This window comes from Flavobacterium sp. I3-2, from assembly GCF_013389595.1.
Taxonomy (GTDB): Bacteria; Bacteroidota; Bacteroidia; order Flavobacteriales; family Flavobacteriaceae; genus Flavobacterium.
On record NZ_CP058306.1, the window covers coordinates 848481 to 864798 of the forward strand.

A 16318-nucleotide genomic window follows, 5' to 3' on the forward strand; every position below is an offset into this window, starting at 1 on the left:
AATTATTCTTCAATAGATTTTTTAAATTTCGCAGGTGTGATTTTCTCTTGAATATTTTGGAAAATAACGAATAATACAGGAATCACAAAAACTCCTAATACCGTTCCAATCAATAATCCAAAAGCAGCACCTGTTGCGATAGATCGGTTACCAACAACCCCAACTCCTTGTGCAAAAACCAAAGGCATTAATCCTAAAATGAATGCGAAAGATGTCATTAAAATAGGACGTAAACGTGCTTTAGCTCCTTCAACCGCAGCTTGTAAAACTCCGTTTCCGTGTTTTCTACTTTGAAGTGCAAATTCAACAATTAAAATGGCGTTCTTGGCGAGCAGTCCTACTAACATGACCAATGCAATTTGGAAGTAAATATTATTCTCTAATCCTGCAATTTTCTGAGAAATAAATGCTCCCATAATTCCAGCAGGTAAAGATAAAATTACTGCGAAAGGTAACATATAGCTTTCATATTGTGCTGCCAAAATGAAATAAACGAAAATAATACAAAGTCCAAAAATTAAAATTGTTTGAGATCCTGCATTGATTTCTTCACGAGTTAAACCTGTAAAGTCAATTCCGTAGTTTGTAGATAAATTTTTATCTGCAACTTCAAGAATTGCGTTAATAGCATCTCCAGAAGAATATCCTGGATTTGGAGCTCCTGTTACGTTTGCTGATGTAAATAAGTTAAATCGATTTACAGATTGAGGTCCATAAACTTTTTCTAAAGTAACAAACTGACTAAGCGGCGCCATTGCACCAGATGAAGTTCGAACAAACATGCCGTTTAAACTCGAAACATCTTTACGATCGCCTGGTAAAGTTTGTAACATTACACGGTATTGTTTTCCAAAACGTGTAAAATCACTAACATAATTACCACCAATATATCCTTGTAATGTTGAGAAAATACTACTTACAGCAACTCCAGATTGTTTAGCACGAGCAATATCTAACTTAATTTCGTATTGCGCATAATTTGTATTTAACGAAGTTTGTGCATACATAATTTCTGGACGTTGCATTAAAGCACCTAAAAACTCTTGTGTTGTTTTATCAAAGTCTTTTAAATTCCCACCTGTTTTATCTAATAACTTCATTTCAAAACCACTAGATGTACCAAATCCTTGAATACTTGGCGGTTGGAAAAATATCATTTTAGCATCTTTAAAATCTTTAGCTGCTAATCCAAATAATTGTCCAATTACAGCATCTGTAGCCAACTCAGGTGTTTTACGGTCTGCGAATGGTTTCAATTTAATTAACATAAAACCATAGTTTGAACCTGCACCAGAAATAATACTTCTTCCTGAAATTATCGTTACTGATTCGATTCCTGGAATTTGACGCGCTTGTAAAGAGAATTTTTCCCCTAATTGATTCACACGGTCAACAGAAGCACCTGCTGGTAATTCGATATTTCCCATTACGAAACCACGATCCTCACTTGGCACGAATCCAGAAGGCATTGATTTACTAGCGAAATAAGTTAATCCTAAACAAGCAATTAAAATAACAAATGAAATCCATTTATGTTTGAATAAGAATTTAAATGAATTTCCGTATTTATTAGTCATTGCATTAAACGAATTGTTGAATGCATCGAAAAATCGTTGAACGAAATTACGTTTTTTACCTTCTTCATCGTGATGCGATTTTAAGAACAAAGCACATAAAGCTGGACTTAAAGTTAAAGCGTTAACCGCAGAAATTGCAATCGCAACAATCAAGGTAACACCAAACTGTTTATAGAAAACTCCGGTTGGACCAGATATAAATGTTACTGGAATAAACACCGCACACATCACCAAAGTAATTGAAACGATAGCTCCAGAAATTTCACTCATTGCATTTGTTGTTGCTGTTCTGGCATCTTCGCCTGTTTCTTCCATCTTGGCGTGAACGGCTTCTACAACTACAATCGCGTCATCAACCACAATACCAATTGCCAACACTAATGCAAATAGCGTTAATAAGTTTAATGAGAATCCGAATAAATTCAAGAAGAAAAACGTACCAACAATTGAAACAGGAACCGCGATTAACGGAACCAATGTAGATCTAAAATCTTGTAAGAAAATATACACCACAAAGAATACCAAGATAAATGCCTCAATCAATGTAGTAACTACTTTATCAATCGAAGCTTCAAGGAATTCGTTTGAATCTAGATTGATTTTATATTTGATTCCGCTAGGTAAATTCTTTTCGATTTGATCTAACTCTTTCTTGATATTTACAATAATTTCTTGTGCATTTGAACCTGGTGTTTGGTAAATTGCCATTGCCACCGCTGGGAATCCGTTTAACTCAGAAAAACCTGCATAAGTTTGTGCACCTAATTCAATCTCAGCAACATCTTTTAATCGTAAAACTTGACCGTTTTCTAAAGCTTTAATTACGATATCTTCATATTGTTCTTGCGTTTTATATTTTCCGCTGTATTTGATGATATACTGAAAAGTTTCTCCTGAATTTTCACCCAACTGACCAGCAGCCGCTTCTAACGATTGCTCATTAATTGCTGCAGAAACGTCCGACGGAATCAAACCGTAACTTGCCATTTTGTTTGGGTCTAACCAAACACGCATCGCATAATTTTTAGCTCCGAAAACCGAAGCATCTCCTACTCCATTAATCCTTTTTAATTCAGGAATAACATTGATATTCAAATAGTTTTGAATGTAAGTAGCATCGTAATCTTTATTCTCAGAATAGAAAGACAAGAACATCAACGAACTCGTTTGTTGTTTCTGAGTGGTAACTCCCGTTCTAGTAACCTCAGTTGGCAACAATGGTGTAGCACGAGCCACACGGTTTTGTACGTTGACAGAAGCAATATCTGGGTCGATTCCTTGTTTAAAAACAACTTGAATTGAAGCAGAACCATCGTTACTTGCTGTTGACGTAATATAATCCATTCCTTCAACACCATTAATTTGCTCTTCGATAGGTACAATCACACTTTCAAGAACCGTTTGGGCATTGGCTCCTGGATATGAAGCTGCAACTTGAACTGTTGGTGGAGCAATATCTGGATATTGAGTTATGGGTAAAGCAGATAATCCTAAAAGTCCTAAAATGACAATTAAGATGGAAATAACTGTAGATAATACAGGTCTTTCAATAAAAGTTTTTAACATCCTTACTGGTTTTAGAATATAGGTTTAATAGCATTAGCAATTGAATCGAAAGCAACTTTTTTAGGTTGAATAGCCGTTTTATCACGTAACGAACCTATTCCGCTCACAACAACAACATCACCTTCTTTTGCACCATCACTTACAATAATCATATTGTCCACGCGGTCAATTACAGTAACTGCAGATGCATAAGCAGTATCGTTACGAACTTTATACACATTGATTTTTCCTTGCTGTTCGTACGAAGCAACTTCTGGAATAACCAAAACTTGAGTATATGATTTAGGTAAACGGATACTTCCGCTATTTCCGTTGCTCAAAATGCGATTCGGATTTGGGAAAGCTACACGAAATTGAACGGTTCCTGTCGCTTGGTCAACTTGACCTGAAGCTGTTTCAATTTTTCCTTTTTCAGCATAAATATTTCCATCAGCCAATTGCAATTCAATTGCAGGAACATTCTTTAATTTTTGGTCTAAATTTTGTCCTGGCGTATCGTTTAAGAATTTAAAATATTCTTTCTCGTTCATCGAAAAATTAGCATAAACGGTACTTACATCAGAGACTGTTGTTAAAGGTTGTTGGTCATTTGGTCCAACTAAACTCCCTACTTTAAAAGGTAGATTCCCTACAATTCCACTTACAGGACTACGAACAACTCCGTAATCAATATTTGCATTGATACTTTGGTAATTGGCTTGCGCTTGAGCCAACATGCTTTTAGCAGAGGCTAAATTTGCTTTGGCAGTTTCTAACTGTACGTTCGAAATAATTTTTTTATCAACAAGTGGCGTTAATTTATTTACTTCAACTTGAGCAACATTTACTGATGCTTGTGCAGATGCAATTCCTGCTTTTGCTGCTGCTGCATTTTCATTAAGTGCATTTGTTTCTAAGCGAAATAAAACCTGACCTTTAGAAACTGTTTGACCTTCATGAACCAAAACTTCTTTTATATATCCTTGAATTTTAGCACGAACATCGTTATTAATTTTACCTTCTATTACAGCCGGAAAAGACTGATATCCTGTAACATCTTTAATCATTGTTTCAACAACATCTAAAGCGGGCTTCGGAGTTTCTTTCACTTCTTCTTTTTTAGAACAAGCTACAATTGAAGTTGCGCCAATTAGCAACAAGAGCGATTTAGTATTCATTTTCATTTTGATTGATATATAAATTTAGATTCTGAATTGTATTTTTAATTGAATTTGTCGCTTGACTTAAATGGTCAATATACAAATCAAAAGTTTCTTTTTTAAACATCAAGTTTGACCTTTCTGTTTTAAAATCTTTTAACTTTGAATATACATTTTTCTCACTTTCTAGACGTTCTTGTACATCCATTAATCGGGTTAAGAAAAGTTTTTTATTTACCTTGAAATGTCTTTTTCTTTCATTTTCATTTTTAAAATCTACTATAAAGCTTAATTCCATAAGTGTATTAATACTATGAGACATAGAACTTTTACTCACTTGAAAAATTTCGACTAGATAATCAAAAGTTAATCCTTCGTGGCAATTATTAAAAATAAAAAAAGTATACACCTTCGCAGTCAAAGGCTGAAATTTGTAGTACTTTTCAAAATGAACCGTAACTTCTTTATAAAGTTCAAGTTCTAAAATATCTTCCATTTAAATAATTTTGCACAAATCTAGCATTAGTTCGGCAAATACCGAACTAAAATTAAGTTAATTTTTTATTAACAAAACCTATTGAAACAAAAAAAATCAAAAGCTAAATATTTGATATAAAAAAAATTAGAGAACATCAACAAAATACAACAGAAAAAATTAAAAAATTTATTGCGTTACATATTAATTTATCTCTATATTTGCAATCACAAAATCAGAACTAAGATTAAAAAATAGTTAATTGCGGAAGTAGCTCAGTTGGTAGAGCTCCAGCCTTCCAAGCTGGTTGTCGCGAGTTCGAGCCTCGTCTTCCGCTCCAAAAACTTTGATAATAGTTTTCAAAAATATCATTTGCGGAAGTAGCTCAGTTGGTAGAGCTCCAGCCTTCCAAGCTGGTTGTCGCGAGTTCGAGCCTCGTCTTCCGCTCCAAAAACTTTGATAATAGTTTTCAAAAATATCATTTGCGGAAGTAGCTCAGTTGGTAGAGCTCCAGCCTTCCAAGCTGGTTGTCGCGAGTTCGAGCCTCGTCTTCCGCTCTAAAACTTTGATAATAGTTTTAAAAAAATATCATTTGCGGAAGTAGCTCAGTTGGTAGAGCTCCAGCCTTCCAAGCTGGTTGTCGCGAGTTCGAGCCTCGTCTTCCGCTCCAAAAACTTTGATAATAGTTTTCAAAAATATCATTTGCGGAAGTAGCTCAGTTGGTAGAGCTCCAGCCTTCCAAGCTGGTTGTCGCGAGTTCGAGCCTCGTCTTCCGCTCTAAAACTTTGATAGTAGTTTTTAAATAATTATCGCATGCGGAAGTAGCTCAGTTGGTAGAGCTCCAGCCTTCCAAGCTGGTTGTCGCGAGTTCGAGCCTCGTCTTCCGCTCTGTAAAAATCCTTAATCAAAACTGATTAAGGATTTTTTTTATTTCTTTTTTTAACATTTTTTTCCAATCTTTGTGCAAACCAAATTCCCACTTAAATAATGCAAGAAGGAAACAACTATTCTCCTGGTTTACATAAATTACTTACTTTAGAAGTTTTAGATTTAGATTCAACAACAAATCTAGAAGCTTTTGAAAATTTTGCTATTGAACTTATTAAAAAAAACAATCTTGAAATAGTTGGAACCTCTAAACACACTTTTGATTCTAACGGTTTCACAGCAGCCATTTGTTTAATGGAATCACACATTTGTATTCACACTTGGCCAGAATTTAATCAACTTACTTTAGATATTTATTTATGCAATTATCTTAAAGACAATTCGGATAAGGTTGAAATCTTATCAGAAGCTTTTAAGACCTATTTCAAAGCAAGAGTGTTGAATGAAACTAATGTTTACAGGTAATGAGAAATTATAGATGTCCAATTTGTAGTAAAATTACTGAACTACCGCTTACGAAACTGCACCCAAAAACTTTTAGTTGTCCGTCTTGTCTCACTATATCAAAAATAAATAATTACGAACTTAAATTTATAGGTCAATTTAAAGAAGAAATTGAAAACAATTACACCTTTATCGGTGAAAAAATAATTTTTCAATCAAAAACATATCATGTAGTTGGAATAAGTACAAAAAGAGACACATCAACACATGAAAAATGGAACGAATATATTGTTGTAGATTATGATGGTGACTTATTTTTTCTTTCGCACGGAAGTGATTTCAACTCTTATCTAAAAGAATTTCCGTTTAAAGAAATTGAAAATGCGGTCACTAACGGCCGACCATTAAGTTACAAAACAAACACTTACAAATTCGATTTCCATCAATATGCAGAAACGATATCTGCACAAGGATTATTTTTTAATAACATTAAGTCACAAGCATTTTTACGGACATATTACAACGAAACAAATGACAATCAATTTATTTCTGTTGAGGAATATGACAAGAAAACAGAAGCATTTGAAGGAAATTACATAAACAGCTATACATTTAAATCGCTTTTTGAAAAACAACGCGAACAACGTTACTTAAAGAATAATGTTATCAAAAACATCGTTTTGTTTTTTGCAATTTTGAGTTTCATCTTAGGAATATTACATTATGTAGTAAATTACAATAATGTAAATTCGTACAGTTATGATTCATACATTACAAGAAATAATTTTGTTAAAGAAATTGTAAGTGATTCTTTTAAAATAAAAGGAAACGACCAAAAACTAAAACTCGATTTTATTTCAGAAGTTGACAAAAAAGACATTAATGTTATTGTTTCGTTAGTTAATGAAAAAACAAATGAACATTTTAATGGCGGAAGTTTCATACATTTTTTCAATTCAAAAAATTTAGCATCAGGAAATCAAATTACTTTTTGCCTCCTCAATGAAGGTGATTATCATTTGGTTTTTACATTTAATGAAATCGGGACAGAACTTAATAAGAATTACGCCATCGATTATAAAATAACCGTTGGAGGTGTTTCATTAATCAATTTATATATTTTTATTGGAATTTGCTTTTTTGCTGGATACATATATTTTGAAGGCATTAAAAACAATCTAAAGATAAAAGAAACACAAACTTTCAACGCATTGTTAAGTTACAACAACAAAACGATTCTGTTTTTAGCGGCAGGAATTATAGTAGCTTTTTTAATATCAAATTATTATTTTGTTTCTAACAAAAATTGCAATTCAAATCTCGAAAATAAATCTTTAGAAAACGCCACTTATACAGGAAGTCGTAGTCATTTCATATATCAAACGTATAGTAATTCTGGTTCACATAAATAACAACATCATGACAAATATTTTAAACGGATTAACCAACTCAGTAGTTTATTCATTAGTTGGTATTGTAATTTTATTAATCGCTTATTTAATAGTCGAAAAACTAACTCCAGAAAATTCATGGAAAGAAATCGTCGAAAACAAAAACATCGCTTTAGCAATTGTTTTCGCAGCGTTTATCATCGGTATTTCACTAATTATTAGTGCAGCACTTCATGGATAAAAACAAAAAATTACAGCTTTTTTTATTTTTATCTGTATTTATTGTTGCTACTTGCGGATTGATTTACGAATTGGTTGCTGGAGCGCTTGCTAGTTATTTATTAGGCGATTCGGTAAAGCAATTCTCGTTCATCATCGGAACGTATCTTTTTTCGATGGGTGTCGGTTCGTTTGTTGCAAAATTTGTAAAAAAGGATTTAATCGACCGTTTTATCGAAATTGAACTTTTGATAGGAATCATCGGAGGATTAAGTTCGGTATTACTATTTTTACTTTTTCAGGAAGCGGCACATTTTCAATTCATTTTATATTTCATCGTTTTTATTACCGGATGTTTAACCGGAATGGAAATTCCGATTTTAATGAACATCTTAAAGAACCGTGTAAACTTCAGAGATTTGGTTTCTGATGTTTTTACGTTTGATTACATCGGAGCATTATTAGCTTCTGTGTTGTTTCCAATTTATTTTATTCCGAAACTAGGCGTTATCGGAACTTCCTTATTTTTCGGAATCATCAATGTTTGTGTCGGAATTGCACTTTGTATTTTCTTACGAAAAGAAGTCAAAAATCCGAAATCACTTTATGTAAAAGCATTTATAAGTTTAGCAGCGTTAATAACTGCGTCATATTATTCAAATGATATTTTAAGTTATACCGAAAAAAACCTGTATCAAAGTAACATCATTTACAAACACAGCACGCCATATCAACGCATTGTGCTTACAGAAGACCGCGGAAATTATCAGCTATTCTTGAATAACAATTTACAATTCAATACCAAAGACGAATATCGTTATCACGATTTATTGGTTCATCCAGTAATGTCGACGGCTCCATCCGTGAAAAAAGTTTTAATATTAGGAGGCGGAGACGGTTTAGCAACTCGTGAAGTTTTAAAATACAAAGATGTTGAACAAATTACTTTAGTAGATTTAGACGAAGGAATGACCAAGTTATTCCAACAAAACGAAGTCTTGACAAAGTACAACGAAAACGCTTTAAACAACAAAAAAGTTACCATTTACAATGAAGATGCTTTTGTTTGGGTTAAAAACAACAGAGAAAAATTTGATGTGATTATTATCGATTTTCCTGATCCATCAAATTACAGTTTAGGAAAATTATATTCGACTTATTTCTATAAATCGTTATACGAAAGTATGACTGAAAACACGGTGGTAAGCATTCAAACAACATCGCCGTATTATGCACCAAAATCTTTTTGGTGTATTCATGAAACCATTGCGTCGATTTATCCAAACATCATTCCGTATCATACGTATGTTCCGTCTTTTGGCGAATGGGGATTTGCAATCGTTTCGCCAAACAACAGCATTAATTTCCAATTCAATAAAAGGAAGTTAAACGATTTAAAATTCTATAATCATAATTTAAATGATTACACCGATTTTCCGGAAGATATGAAGGCAAGTGAAGTTGAAATTAACCGATTAGATAACCAATCTTTAGTACGCTATTTCGATGAAGAATGGAGCAAATTATAAATGGAACCGTCGCGATTTTATTCGGACAAGTTTATTGGCTTTGGCAGCGATTCCGTTTATTCAATCGTGCACAAAATCCATTGAAAAATTCATCTTTAAAATAACCGGAACCAATCATATTTTAGGTCATCGTTTACGAACTTCGGATTTTCCGAAACCTTCTGAAATCATTCAGGAAAACATTGTAATTGTTGGTGGTGGAATTTCTGGATTATCAGCCGCACGTTACCTTTCTAAAAACGGAATTTCTGATTTTAAACTCATCGAATTAGAAGATGAAGTTGGTGGGAATTCGTTAGCGAGTGAAAATGCATACAGCAAATATCCGTTAGGTGCGCATTATCTTCCAATGCCAAATCTTGCGGACAAAGAATTGATTTCCTTTCTAAACGAAGAAAATATCATTACACATTTTGAAAATGAAAATCCTGTTTTCAATGAAGCTTATTTATGTTTTGACCCACACGAACGTTTGTTTATCAAAAATTATTGGCAAGAAGGAATCATACCGAAATATTCACTTTCTGAATCTGATTTGTTAGCCTTTGAGAAATTTGACCAACTGATTTCAGAACTAAAAACTGCAAAAGGAAACGATGATTTGTTTGCTTTTGATATTCCGATGCGCAAGGTTTCTCAAGATGATAATTTCACCAAACTTGATAAAATCACACTAAAAGATTGGCTTTTAGAAAACAAACTCAACAACGAACATTTAAATATTTATTTGAATTATTGTTGCAAAGATGATTACGGAATCGGGATTGATAAAGTTTCGGCTTGGGCCGGATTACATTATTTTTGTTCAAGAAAAAACAACAATCACAATGTATTAACTTGGCCAGAAGGCAATCATTTTTTGGTAAAAAAACTATCAAAATACAGCAATGAAAAGCAACTAAATAATGAATTGGTTTACAAGATTGAAGAAAAAGAAAACAAAGTGCATCTTTCCGTTTTTGATTCTAAAAACAATACTTCCAAAACCATAATCGCTAATAAAGCTATTGTTGCAACTCCGCAATTTGTAACTAAATATTTGATTGACGAACGTAAAGAATTCGCATCGAATTTTGAATACGCGCCTTGGTTAACCGCAACAGTTGTAGTTAAAAAAATTCCGTTAAGTGAAGGCGCTCCTTTAAGTTGGGACAATGTTATTCACAACGGATTTGGTTTGGGGTATATTTACAACCAACACCAACATTTACATCAATACAAACCTCCATTTGTATTAACTTATTATGCAGCTTTATCTGAAAATGATTTATTAACTGAACGTAGAAATTTATTTTCAAAGTCCGATGATTATTGGAAAAACATTATTTTATCGGATTTAGAAAAAGCTCATTACGGAATTACAGATGAAATTGAATCGATAGAAATTCATAAAAAAGGACACGGAATGATTTCTCCTTTTCCGAATTTTATCTTCTCAGAAAAATTGAAACAAGCTTCAAAAAACACTAAAAATTTATATTTTGCTCATAGCGATTTAAGCGGAATTTCGATTTTTGAAGAAGCTTTTCATCAAGGAATCAACGCAGCCAAAAAACTAATAGATGACACAACCTTGGATACATAAAAAAAAGACCGATTTACTTTTTATACTATCTCCGCCTTTTATAATTGCGCTAATCGTAGTTTTATTTCAGAAGGAAATCACACATATTCAAAATCAATTTTCGTTTTTAACTTGGTTGATTTTAATTGTATGTATTGATGTAGCTCATGTATATTCATCGATTTTTAAAACATATTTGGTTCCGTCAGAATTTAACAAAAACAAAAAACTGTATTTAGGCATTCCGGCGGTTTGTTTCGTGGTTGGAACCATTGCCTTTTTAATCGGAAAAGATTTCTTTTGGTCGTTGTTGGCTTACATTGCCGTTTTTCATTTCATCCGACAGCAATACGGTTTTATGCGTTTGTATGCAAGAAACGAAATCAAGACAAAGTTCACGGTTCTATTCGATAAAATCGTGATTTACAACGCAACGGTTTACCCGATGTTATTTTGGTTTTTAAGTCCAGACAGAAACTTTACTTGGTTTGTTAAAGATGAATTTCTACAAGCTTCACATCCACAAATTCTGAGTTATTTAAACGTTGTTTATTTCATTATTTTCGGATGTTACATCATTCAACAACTTTGCAAATTCATAAAAACAAAAAGTATTAACGAACCCAAAACTTTATTGATTTTAGGAACGTACATTTCGTGGTATTTAAGCATTGTGTATTACAACAACGAACTCATTTTCACGGCTTTTAATGTGATTTCTCACGGAATTCCGTATATGGCTTTGGTTTATTTTAGAGAAGTAGAAAATGCACCAAGTAAAAAATTCAGCTTTAAATTCTCAAATTTCGCAGGAAAGCTATTCGGTTTTATTTTTGTTCTTTTATTGTTGGCTGTTTTCGAAGAATTTATTTGGGAAATTACCGTTTGGGAAGAACACATTCAATTGAATCAATCTTTTTATATTCCAGATTTTTGGCAGTTTTTATGGGTTCCGCTGTTAGCATTACCTCAATTTACACATTATGTTTTAGATGGTTTTATCTGGAAAAATAAAGCTTCCTAATCAAAAACTATTAAAGATTTTTTTATTCTGTAAATTTCAATATTAGTAATACAAATAAGGACTTAAATATTCTCCAGATTCAATTAACTTATCTCGAATATTTACAGATTCTTGATTAATATTCCAAGGTTTAGAAACACGATACATTTCATGTTTTTTTACACCTAAAGTATCAAATAAATAAAGAGTGTCGCGATTAATTATTTTCACAACAAAAGCTTCATCACAATTCATCTTTATAGTTGAATCATTCAACATCTCCCACCTATTACATTTTCCTGTAACATTCACCTTGGGTCCAATTCTACGAGCATATCTATCTTTCATACCCAAATTAAAAACGTCACAAATCAAGTCTTTATGAAACAAAAAACTAATAGTTCTTTCAAAATATGATGAATCATCATCGATAACCTGCAACTCCATAATTGGCATATCCCACATAGAAATACTATCATTTGTAAGATATTCATGTAAAATTTTCTTTTTATGACAACTAGAAAAAAGCAGAAGTGAAAATATAAATCCTAGAAATAACAAATAAGACTTCATAAACATTAAATAAATTTCAATATAACAATTATAACAAAAAAACCGCTCATAAAAAATGAACGGTTTTAAAATATATATCTCACGAATAATTAATCGTTTAATTTAAGTACAGCCATAAATGCTTCTTGCGGAATTTCAACATTTCCTACTTGACGCATACGCTTTTTACCTTTTTTCTGTTTTTCAAGTAATTTACGCTTACGAGAAATATCTCCTCCGTAACATTTTGCAGTAACGTCTTTACGTAAAGCTTTGATCGTTTCACGAGCAATTACTTTTACTCCAATTGCAGCCTGAATTGGAATATCAAACTGTTGACGTGGGATTAATTCTTTTAATTTCTCACACATCTTTTTACCAATGTGATATGCACTACTTTCGTGAATTAACGCAGATAAAGCATCTACATTTTGCCCGTTTAATAAAACATCCAAACGAACTAGTTTAGAAGTACGCATTCCAATTGGGTGGTAATCAAACGAAGCATAACCTTTAGAAACCGTTTTTAAACGATCGTAGAAATCGAATACAATTTCAGCTAAAGGCATATCAAAATTTAATTCCACACGCTCTGGCGTTAAATACGTTTGATTGGTAATAACTCCACGTTTTTCGATACATAAACTCATTACGTTTCCAACAAAGTCAGATTTTGTAATGATGGTAGCTTTGATATAAGGTTCCTCAACGCGATCTAATTTTGATGGTTCAGGTAAATCAGATGGGTTATTAACTACTAAAGCTGTATCTGGCTCTTTCTTTGTGTACGCCAAATACGAAACGTTTGGTACGGTAGTAATAACCGTCATATTAAACTCACGCTCTAAACGCTCTTGAATAATTTCCATGTGTAGCATTCCTAAGAATCCACAACGGAAACCAAATCCTAAAGCTGCCGAACTTTCAGCCTGGAAAACTAACGACGCATCGTTTAACTGAAGTTTCTCCATCGAAGCACGTAAATCTTCGTAATCTTCTGTATCAACTGGATAAATACCAGCAAATACCATTGGTTTTACATCTTCAAAACCAGAAATCATATTGGTAGTTGGCACAACCGCATCTGTAATCGTATCACCAACTTTTACTTCTTTTGCTTCTTTAATCCCAGAAATTAAATAACCAACATCACCAGCAGAAATCACTTGTTTTGGAACCTGATTTAATTTCAAAGTACCAATTTCATCAGCGAAATACTCATGGTCTGTTGCCATAAATTTAATTTTCTGACCTTTTTTGATTTGTCCGTTGATTACACGGAAAATAACCTCAACACCACGGAATGGATTATAAACCGAGTCGAAAATCAAAGCTTGCAACGGCTCGTCCGGATTACCTTTTGGTGCTGGTACACGCTCCACAATAGCTTCCAAAATTTTATCGACACCAAAACCTGTTTTACCAGAAGCATGAATAATATCTTCAAGTTTACAACCTAATAAGTCAACAATATCATCGCTAACCTCTTCTGGGTTTGCCGATGGTAAATCTACTTTATTTAAAACCGGAATAATTTCCAAGTCGTTTTCTAAAGCTAAATATAAGTTCGAAATAGTTTGCGCCTGAATACTTTGAGCCGCATCCACAATTAACAAAGCTCCTTCACAAGCAGCGATAGAACGCGAAACCTCGTACGAGAAATCTACGTGACCTGGAGTATCAATCAGGTTCAGAATATAATCTTCGCCTTTGTATTTATATTCCATTTGGATGGCGTGCGATTTAATGGTAATTCCACGTTCACGCTCTAAATCCATACTATCTAAAAGCTGTGCTTGCGCTTCACGAGCAGTAACAGTTTGCGTAGCATCTAAAAGTCTATCGGCCAAGGTACTTTTCCCGTGGTCAATGTGCGCAATAATACAAAAATTACGTATTTTTTTCATCTTCAAATATATCAGTTTTTGTGCGTTCCCTTTCAGGTCGGGCTATCCGTTGCAAGTCCTCACTCGTCGTAAACTCCTCATTGTGGGCTTTTCACTACTATCCCTAACGCGATGCTTTAATAGAACATCTCTAATTTGCAAATATAATTTAAAGTTAGTTAGTATGATAGCTTTTTTTATGAAGTGAGTAAATAATTTTTTGAGTAAAAACTCCGTCAGCGTTTTGAAGTCTGACGGAGTTATTTTTGATATTTACTTATCAAGTTAATGAATCAGAAAAAGTCTTATTTTTTCACAACCTTATAACTTCCTACTTTTCCATTTGACTGAACATTTACAATATATACCCCAGAAGACCAATTTTCAGTATTGATTTCAAAGGTTGTTTCTGACGGACTGTTTTGTTGTTGTATTTTTTGTCCTAACATATTGTATATTTCAATAGTATCGTTAGTTGAGAAACCATCTAAATTTTCAATAACCAAATAATTTACTGTAGGGTTAGGATATACCTTTATATTTTCTAATTGAAATGTATCTGTTGATAAAGGAGTTTTATCAAATAAACTGATTATCAAACCTCCATAATTTGAATAATTTTCAGAAGTTGTTAATGGATTTCCTTGGGTAATAAAATCTGTTGGGCTTAGATAATTATTTATATGATCTAAAGAAATATATCCCGTATTTCTAGGAATAATCATAGCTGTAGCATCTTGCCCTTGCAATCCATAATACGTTCCATACAACAAATTTGTTCCGTTTTGAGATAAAATTTGATGATAACCATCTTTGTTAATCCCTAAACCGTTAATGTTTGTAGGGTTTTTTGTAGTTTGATATCCATCAGCTGTTACTATTCCTGTAGTTTCTTGAGTTGCACCAAATAAGATTACATCTCCACTTAAATCTAAATTAAAATTTTGTTCATCTGTATAATTGCTCCAAAGTCTTGTTCCGGTATTGGATAACTTAGTTAAAACATTTGTCTTCGGTGTCCCAAAATACGCTCCTTCTGTAGCAGTTAACCCATTACCACGATGCAACACATAAATGGCATTACCAAAAGTACGCAGTCCATGAGTAAATGGTGTACTCAAATACGTACCCCAAGCTCGAGTACCATCGGTATTAAATACGTTTACAAAAGTTTTAGACCCATTTAAACTACCAACATTTTCTAATAAAGCCCCAGGTGTACTAAAAAAAGTAGGATTTGTCATTTCAAAACCTACTTTTTTAAACATATTTCCTACAATCACCAATTGGTTATTTACTACATCTATATTTGATATTGCTGTACGATGATGACAAAAGAATGTTTTCCATAGTAATTGACCATTACTGTTTAATTTTGTGATAATTGGAGCTTCAAAATCAGAAGTAAAAGCTTCCGCAGCGGTAGCAGTGGTCTGAAAAGGTGCATTGGGTAAGGTTTCTGTTATAGGTAAATAGGCAATAAAATAGATATTCCCTAAAGCATCTGTTGTAGTCACTTTTTTTGCCATGCCACCTTGTTCCAAAATATCCGTATACGTACAAAAAACTAAGTCTCCGTTTACATCAAATTTTGCTAAAAAACCATTCGTTCCAGATACTACATTTTGTGTTGGATCAAAAATAGATTTATACACATTAGCTGTAGTAAAATTTTGTATTTCTGATGTCTTACCAGAGGCATAAAAATTACCTTGTATATCGCGGTGAAGTTCATAAATTATAGTCGATGTTGCTGTACCTAAGGCTGCAAATTCGATAGGTGTGGTATTGGGTAAATTGTAATATACAATTTTATTGTCCGACGGGAAATACAAATCTGTATCGTTAACTAAATAAGAATATTCATAAATATTTGAATGAAATCTCGAATTTACCGCCCAAATGCGATCGTAACTGCTTTGTGCAAAAACAGAAAACGAGAAAAGAAGTAAAAGCAACAAGTATAATTTTTTCATAAAAAAAATAGATTTACAATAATAAAATTACATACATCATAAACTTACAAAAAATATTTAACCAAAAGACAACAATGTAACTAAATTACGCCTTTTTAGCCCAGATTGC

The 16318-nt window shown here is 32.9% G+C and carries 12 protein-coding genes and 6 tRNA genes; 12 read left to right on the plus strand and 6 right to left on the minus strand.

Annotated features, from left to right (window positions below; genetic code table 11):
• Nucleotides 1-2 precede the first annotated feature (2 nt).
• From HW119_RS04075 to HW119_RS04085, 3 genes are read right to left on the minus strand one after another with little or no spacing between them, the layout of a single operon-like run.
• Nucleotides 3-3143 (minus strand): efflux RND transporter permease subunit, encoded by a 3141-nt coding sequence (locus HW119_RS04075; RefSeq protein ID WP_177761422.1) that lies wholly within the window; start codon nt 3141-3143, stop codon nt 3-5.
• 11 nt (nt 3144-3154) lie between these two features.
• Nucleotides 3155-4306 (minus strand): efflux RND transporter periplasmic adaptor subunit, encoded by a 1152-nt coding sequence (locus HW119_RS04080; protein WP_317171515.1) that lies wholly within the window; start codon nt 4304-4306, stop codon nt 3155-3157.
• Complete coding sequence (locus tag HW119_RS04085) at nt 4290-4778, minus strand: hypothetical protein (RefSeq protein ID WP_177761424.1); 489 nt, start codon at nt 4776-4778, stop codon at nt 4290-4292. Before HW119_RS04085 ends, HW119_RS04080 begins: the two co-directional genes overlap by 17 nt.
• Nucleotides 4779-5021: 243 nt before the next feature.
• On the opposite strand from HW119_RS04085, the gene HW119_RS04090 reads away from it, so the two are divergent.
• From HW119_RS04090 to HW119_RS04145, 12 genes are all read left to right on the plus strand, one after another.
• A tRNA-Gly gene (locus tag HW119_RS04090) sits at nt 5022-5097 on the plus strand.
• 34 nt (nt 5098-5131) lie between these two features.
• Nucleotides 5132-5207, plus strand: a tRNA-Gly gene (locus HW119_RS04095).
• Nucleotides 5208-5241: 34 nt separating this feature from the next.
• Nucleotides 5242-5314 (plus strand) — tRNA-Gly (locus tag HW119_RS04100).
• Between the two features lie 37 nt (nt 5315-5351).
• A tRNA-Gly gene (locus tag HW119_RS04105) sits at nt 5352-5427 on the plus strand.
• 34 nt (nt 5428-5461) lie between these two features.
• A tRNA-Gly gene (locus tag HW119_RS04110) sits at nt 5462-5534 on the plus strand.
• Between the two features lie 38 nt (nt 5535-5572).
• A tRNA-Gly gene (locus HW119_RS04115) sits at nt 5573-5645 on the plus strand.
• Between the two features lie 99 nt (nt 5646-5744).
• Nucleotides 5745-6110 (plus strand): S-adenosylmethionine decarboxylase family protein, encoded by a 366-nt coding sequence (locus HW119_RS04120; RefSeq protein ID WP_177761427.1) that lies wholly within the window; start codon nt 5745-5747, stop codon nt 6108-6110.
• Entirely contained in the window at nt 6110-7501 is a 1392-nt protein-coding gene (locus HW119_RS04125; RefSeq protein ID WP_177761429.1) for a DUF4178 domain-containing protein, read from the plus strand. The genes HW119_RS04120 and HW119_RS04125 overlap by 1 nt, the downstream gene beginning before the upstream one ends.
• A 7-nt stretch (nt 7502-7508) precedes the next feature.
• Complete coding sequence (locus HW119_RS04130; protein WP_177761431.1) at nt 7509-7721, plus strand: DUF350 domain-containing protein; 213 nt, start codon at nt 7509-7511, stop codon at nt 7719-7721.
• Complete coding sequence (locus HW119_RS04135) at nt 7714-9228, plus strand: polyamine aminopropyltransferase (RefSeq protein WP_177761433.1); 1515 nt, start codon at nt 7714-7716, stop codon at nt 9226-9228. The genes HW119_RS04130 and HW119_RS04135 overlap by 8 nt, the downstream gene beginning before the upstream one ends.
• Nucleotides 9206-10813, plus strand: a complete 1608-nt coding sequence (locus HW119_RS04140; RefSeq protein WP_177761435.1) for an FAD-dependent oxidoreductase — start codon at nt 9206-9208, stop codon at nt 10811-10813. Before HW119_RS04135 ends, HW119_RS04140 begins: the two co-directional genes overlap by 23 nt.
• Nucleotides 10791-11816, plus strand: a complete 1026-nt coding sequence (locus tag HW119_RS04145) for a hypothetical protein (RefSeq protein WP_177761437.1) — start codon at nt 10791-10793, stop codon at nt 11814-11816. Before HW119_RS04140 ends, HW119_RS04145 begins: the two co-directional genes overlap by 23 nt.
• A gap of 42 nt (nt 11817-11858) precedes the next feature.
• On the opposite strand, the gene HW119_RS04150 is transcribed toward HW119_RS04145, so the two are convergent.
• The 3 genes from HW119_RS04150 to HW119_RS04160 form a co-directional block, all read right to left on the minus strand.
• Complete coding sequence (locus tag HW119_RS04150) at nt 11859-12368, minus strand: hypothetical protein (RefSeq protein ID WP_177761439.1); 510 nt, start codon at nt 12366-12368, stop codon at nt 11859-11861.
• Between the two features lie 89 nt (nt 12369-12457).
• Entirely contained in the window at nt 12458-14254 is a 1797-nt protein-coding gene (gene lepA / locus HW119_RS04155; protein ID WP_177761441.1) for a translation elongation factor 4, read from the minus strand.
• Between the two features lie 284 nt (nt 14255-14538).
• Nucleotides 14539-16209, minus strand: a complete 1671-nt coding sequence (locus tag HW119_RS04160; RefSeq protein ID WP_177761444.1) for a T9SS type A sorting domain-containing protein — start codon at nt 16207-16209, stop codon at nt 14539-14541.
• Nucleotides 16210-16318: the final 109 nt, after the last annotated feature.

Bases quoted from the DNA above. Each gene is read 5' to 3' on its own strand.
- HW119_RS04075 (WP_177761422.1), bottom strand. From the start codon at position 3,143: ATGTTAAAAACTTTTATTGAAAGACCTGTATTATCTACAGTTATTTCC.
- HW119_RS04080 (WP_317171515.1), bottom strand. From the start codon at position 4,306: ATGAAAATGAATACTAAATCGCTCTTGTTGCTAATTGGCGCAACTTCA.
- HW119_RS04085 (WP_177761424.1), bottom strand. From the start codon at position 4,778: ATGGAAGATATTTTAGAACTTGAACTTTATAAAGAAGTTACGGTTCAT.
- HW119_RS04120 (WP_177761427.1), top strand. From the start codon at position 5,745: ATGCAAGAAGGAAACAACTATTCTCCTGGTTTACATAAATTACTTACT.
- HW119_RS04125 (WP_177761429.1), top strand. From the start codon at position 6,110: ATGAGAAATTATAGATGTCCAATTTGTAGTAAAATTACTGAACTACCG.
- HW119_RS04130 (WP_177761431.1), top strand. From the start codon at position 7,509: ATGACAAATATTTTAAACGGATTAACCAACTCAGTAGTTTATTCATTA.
- HW119_RS04135 (WP_177761433.1), top strand. From the start codon at position 7,714: ATGGATAAAAACAAAAAATTACAGCTTTTTTTATTTTTATCTGTATTT.
- HW119_RS04140 (WP_177761435.1), top strand. From the start codon at position 9,206: ATGAAGAATGGAGCAAATTATAAATGGAACCGTCGCGATTTTATTCGG.
- HW119_RS04145 (WP_177761437.1), top strand. From the start codon at position 10,791: ATGACACAACCTTGGATACATAAAAAAAAGACCGATTTACTTTTTATA.
- HW119_RS04150 (WP_177761439.1), bottom strand. From the start codon at position 12,368: ATGAAGTCTTATTTGTTATTTCTAGGATTTATATTTTCACTTCTGCTT.
- lepA (WP_177761441.1), bottom strand. From the start codon at position 14,254: ATGAAAAAAATACGTAATTTTTGTATTATTGCGCACATTGACCACGGG.
- HW119_RS04160 (WP_177761444.1), bottom strand. From the start codon at position 16,209: ATGAAAAAATTATACTTGTTGCTTTTACTTCTTTTCTCGTTTTCTGTT.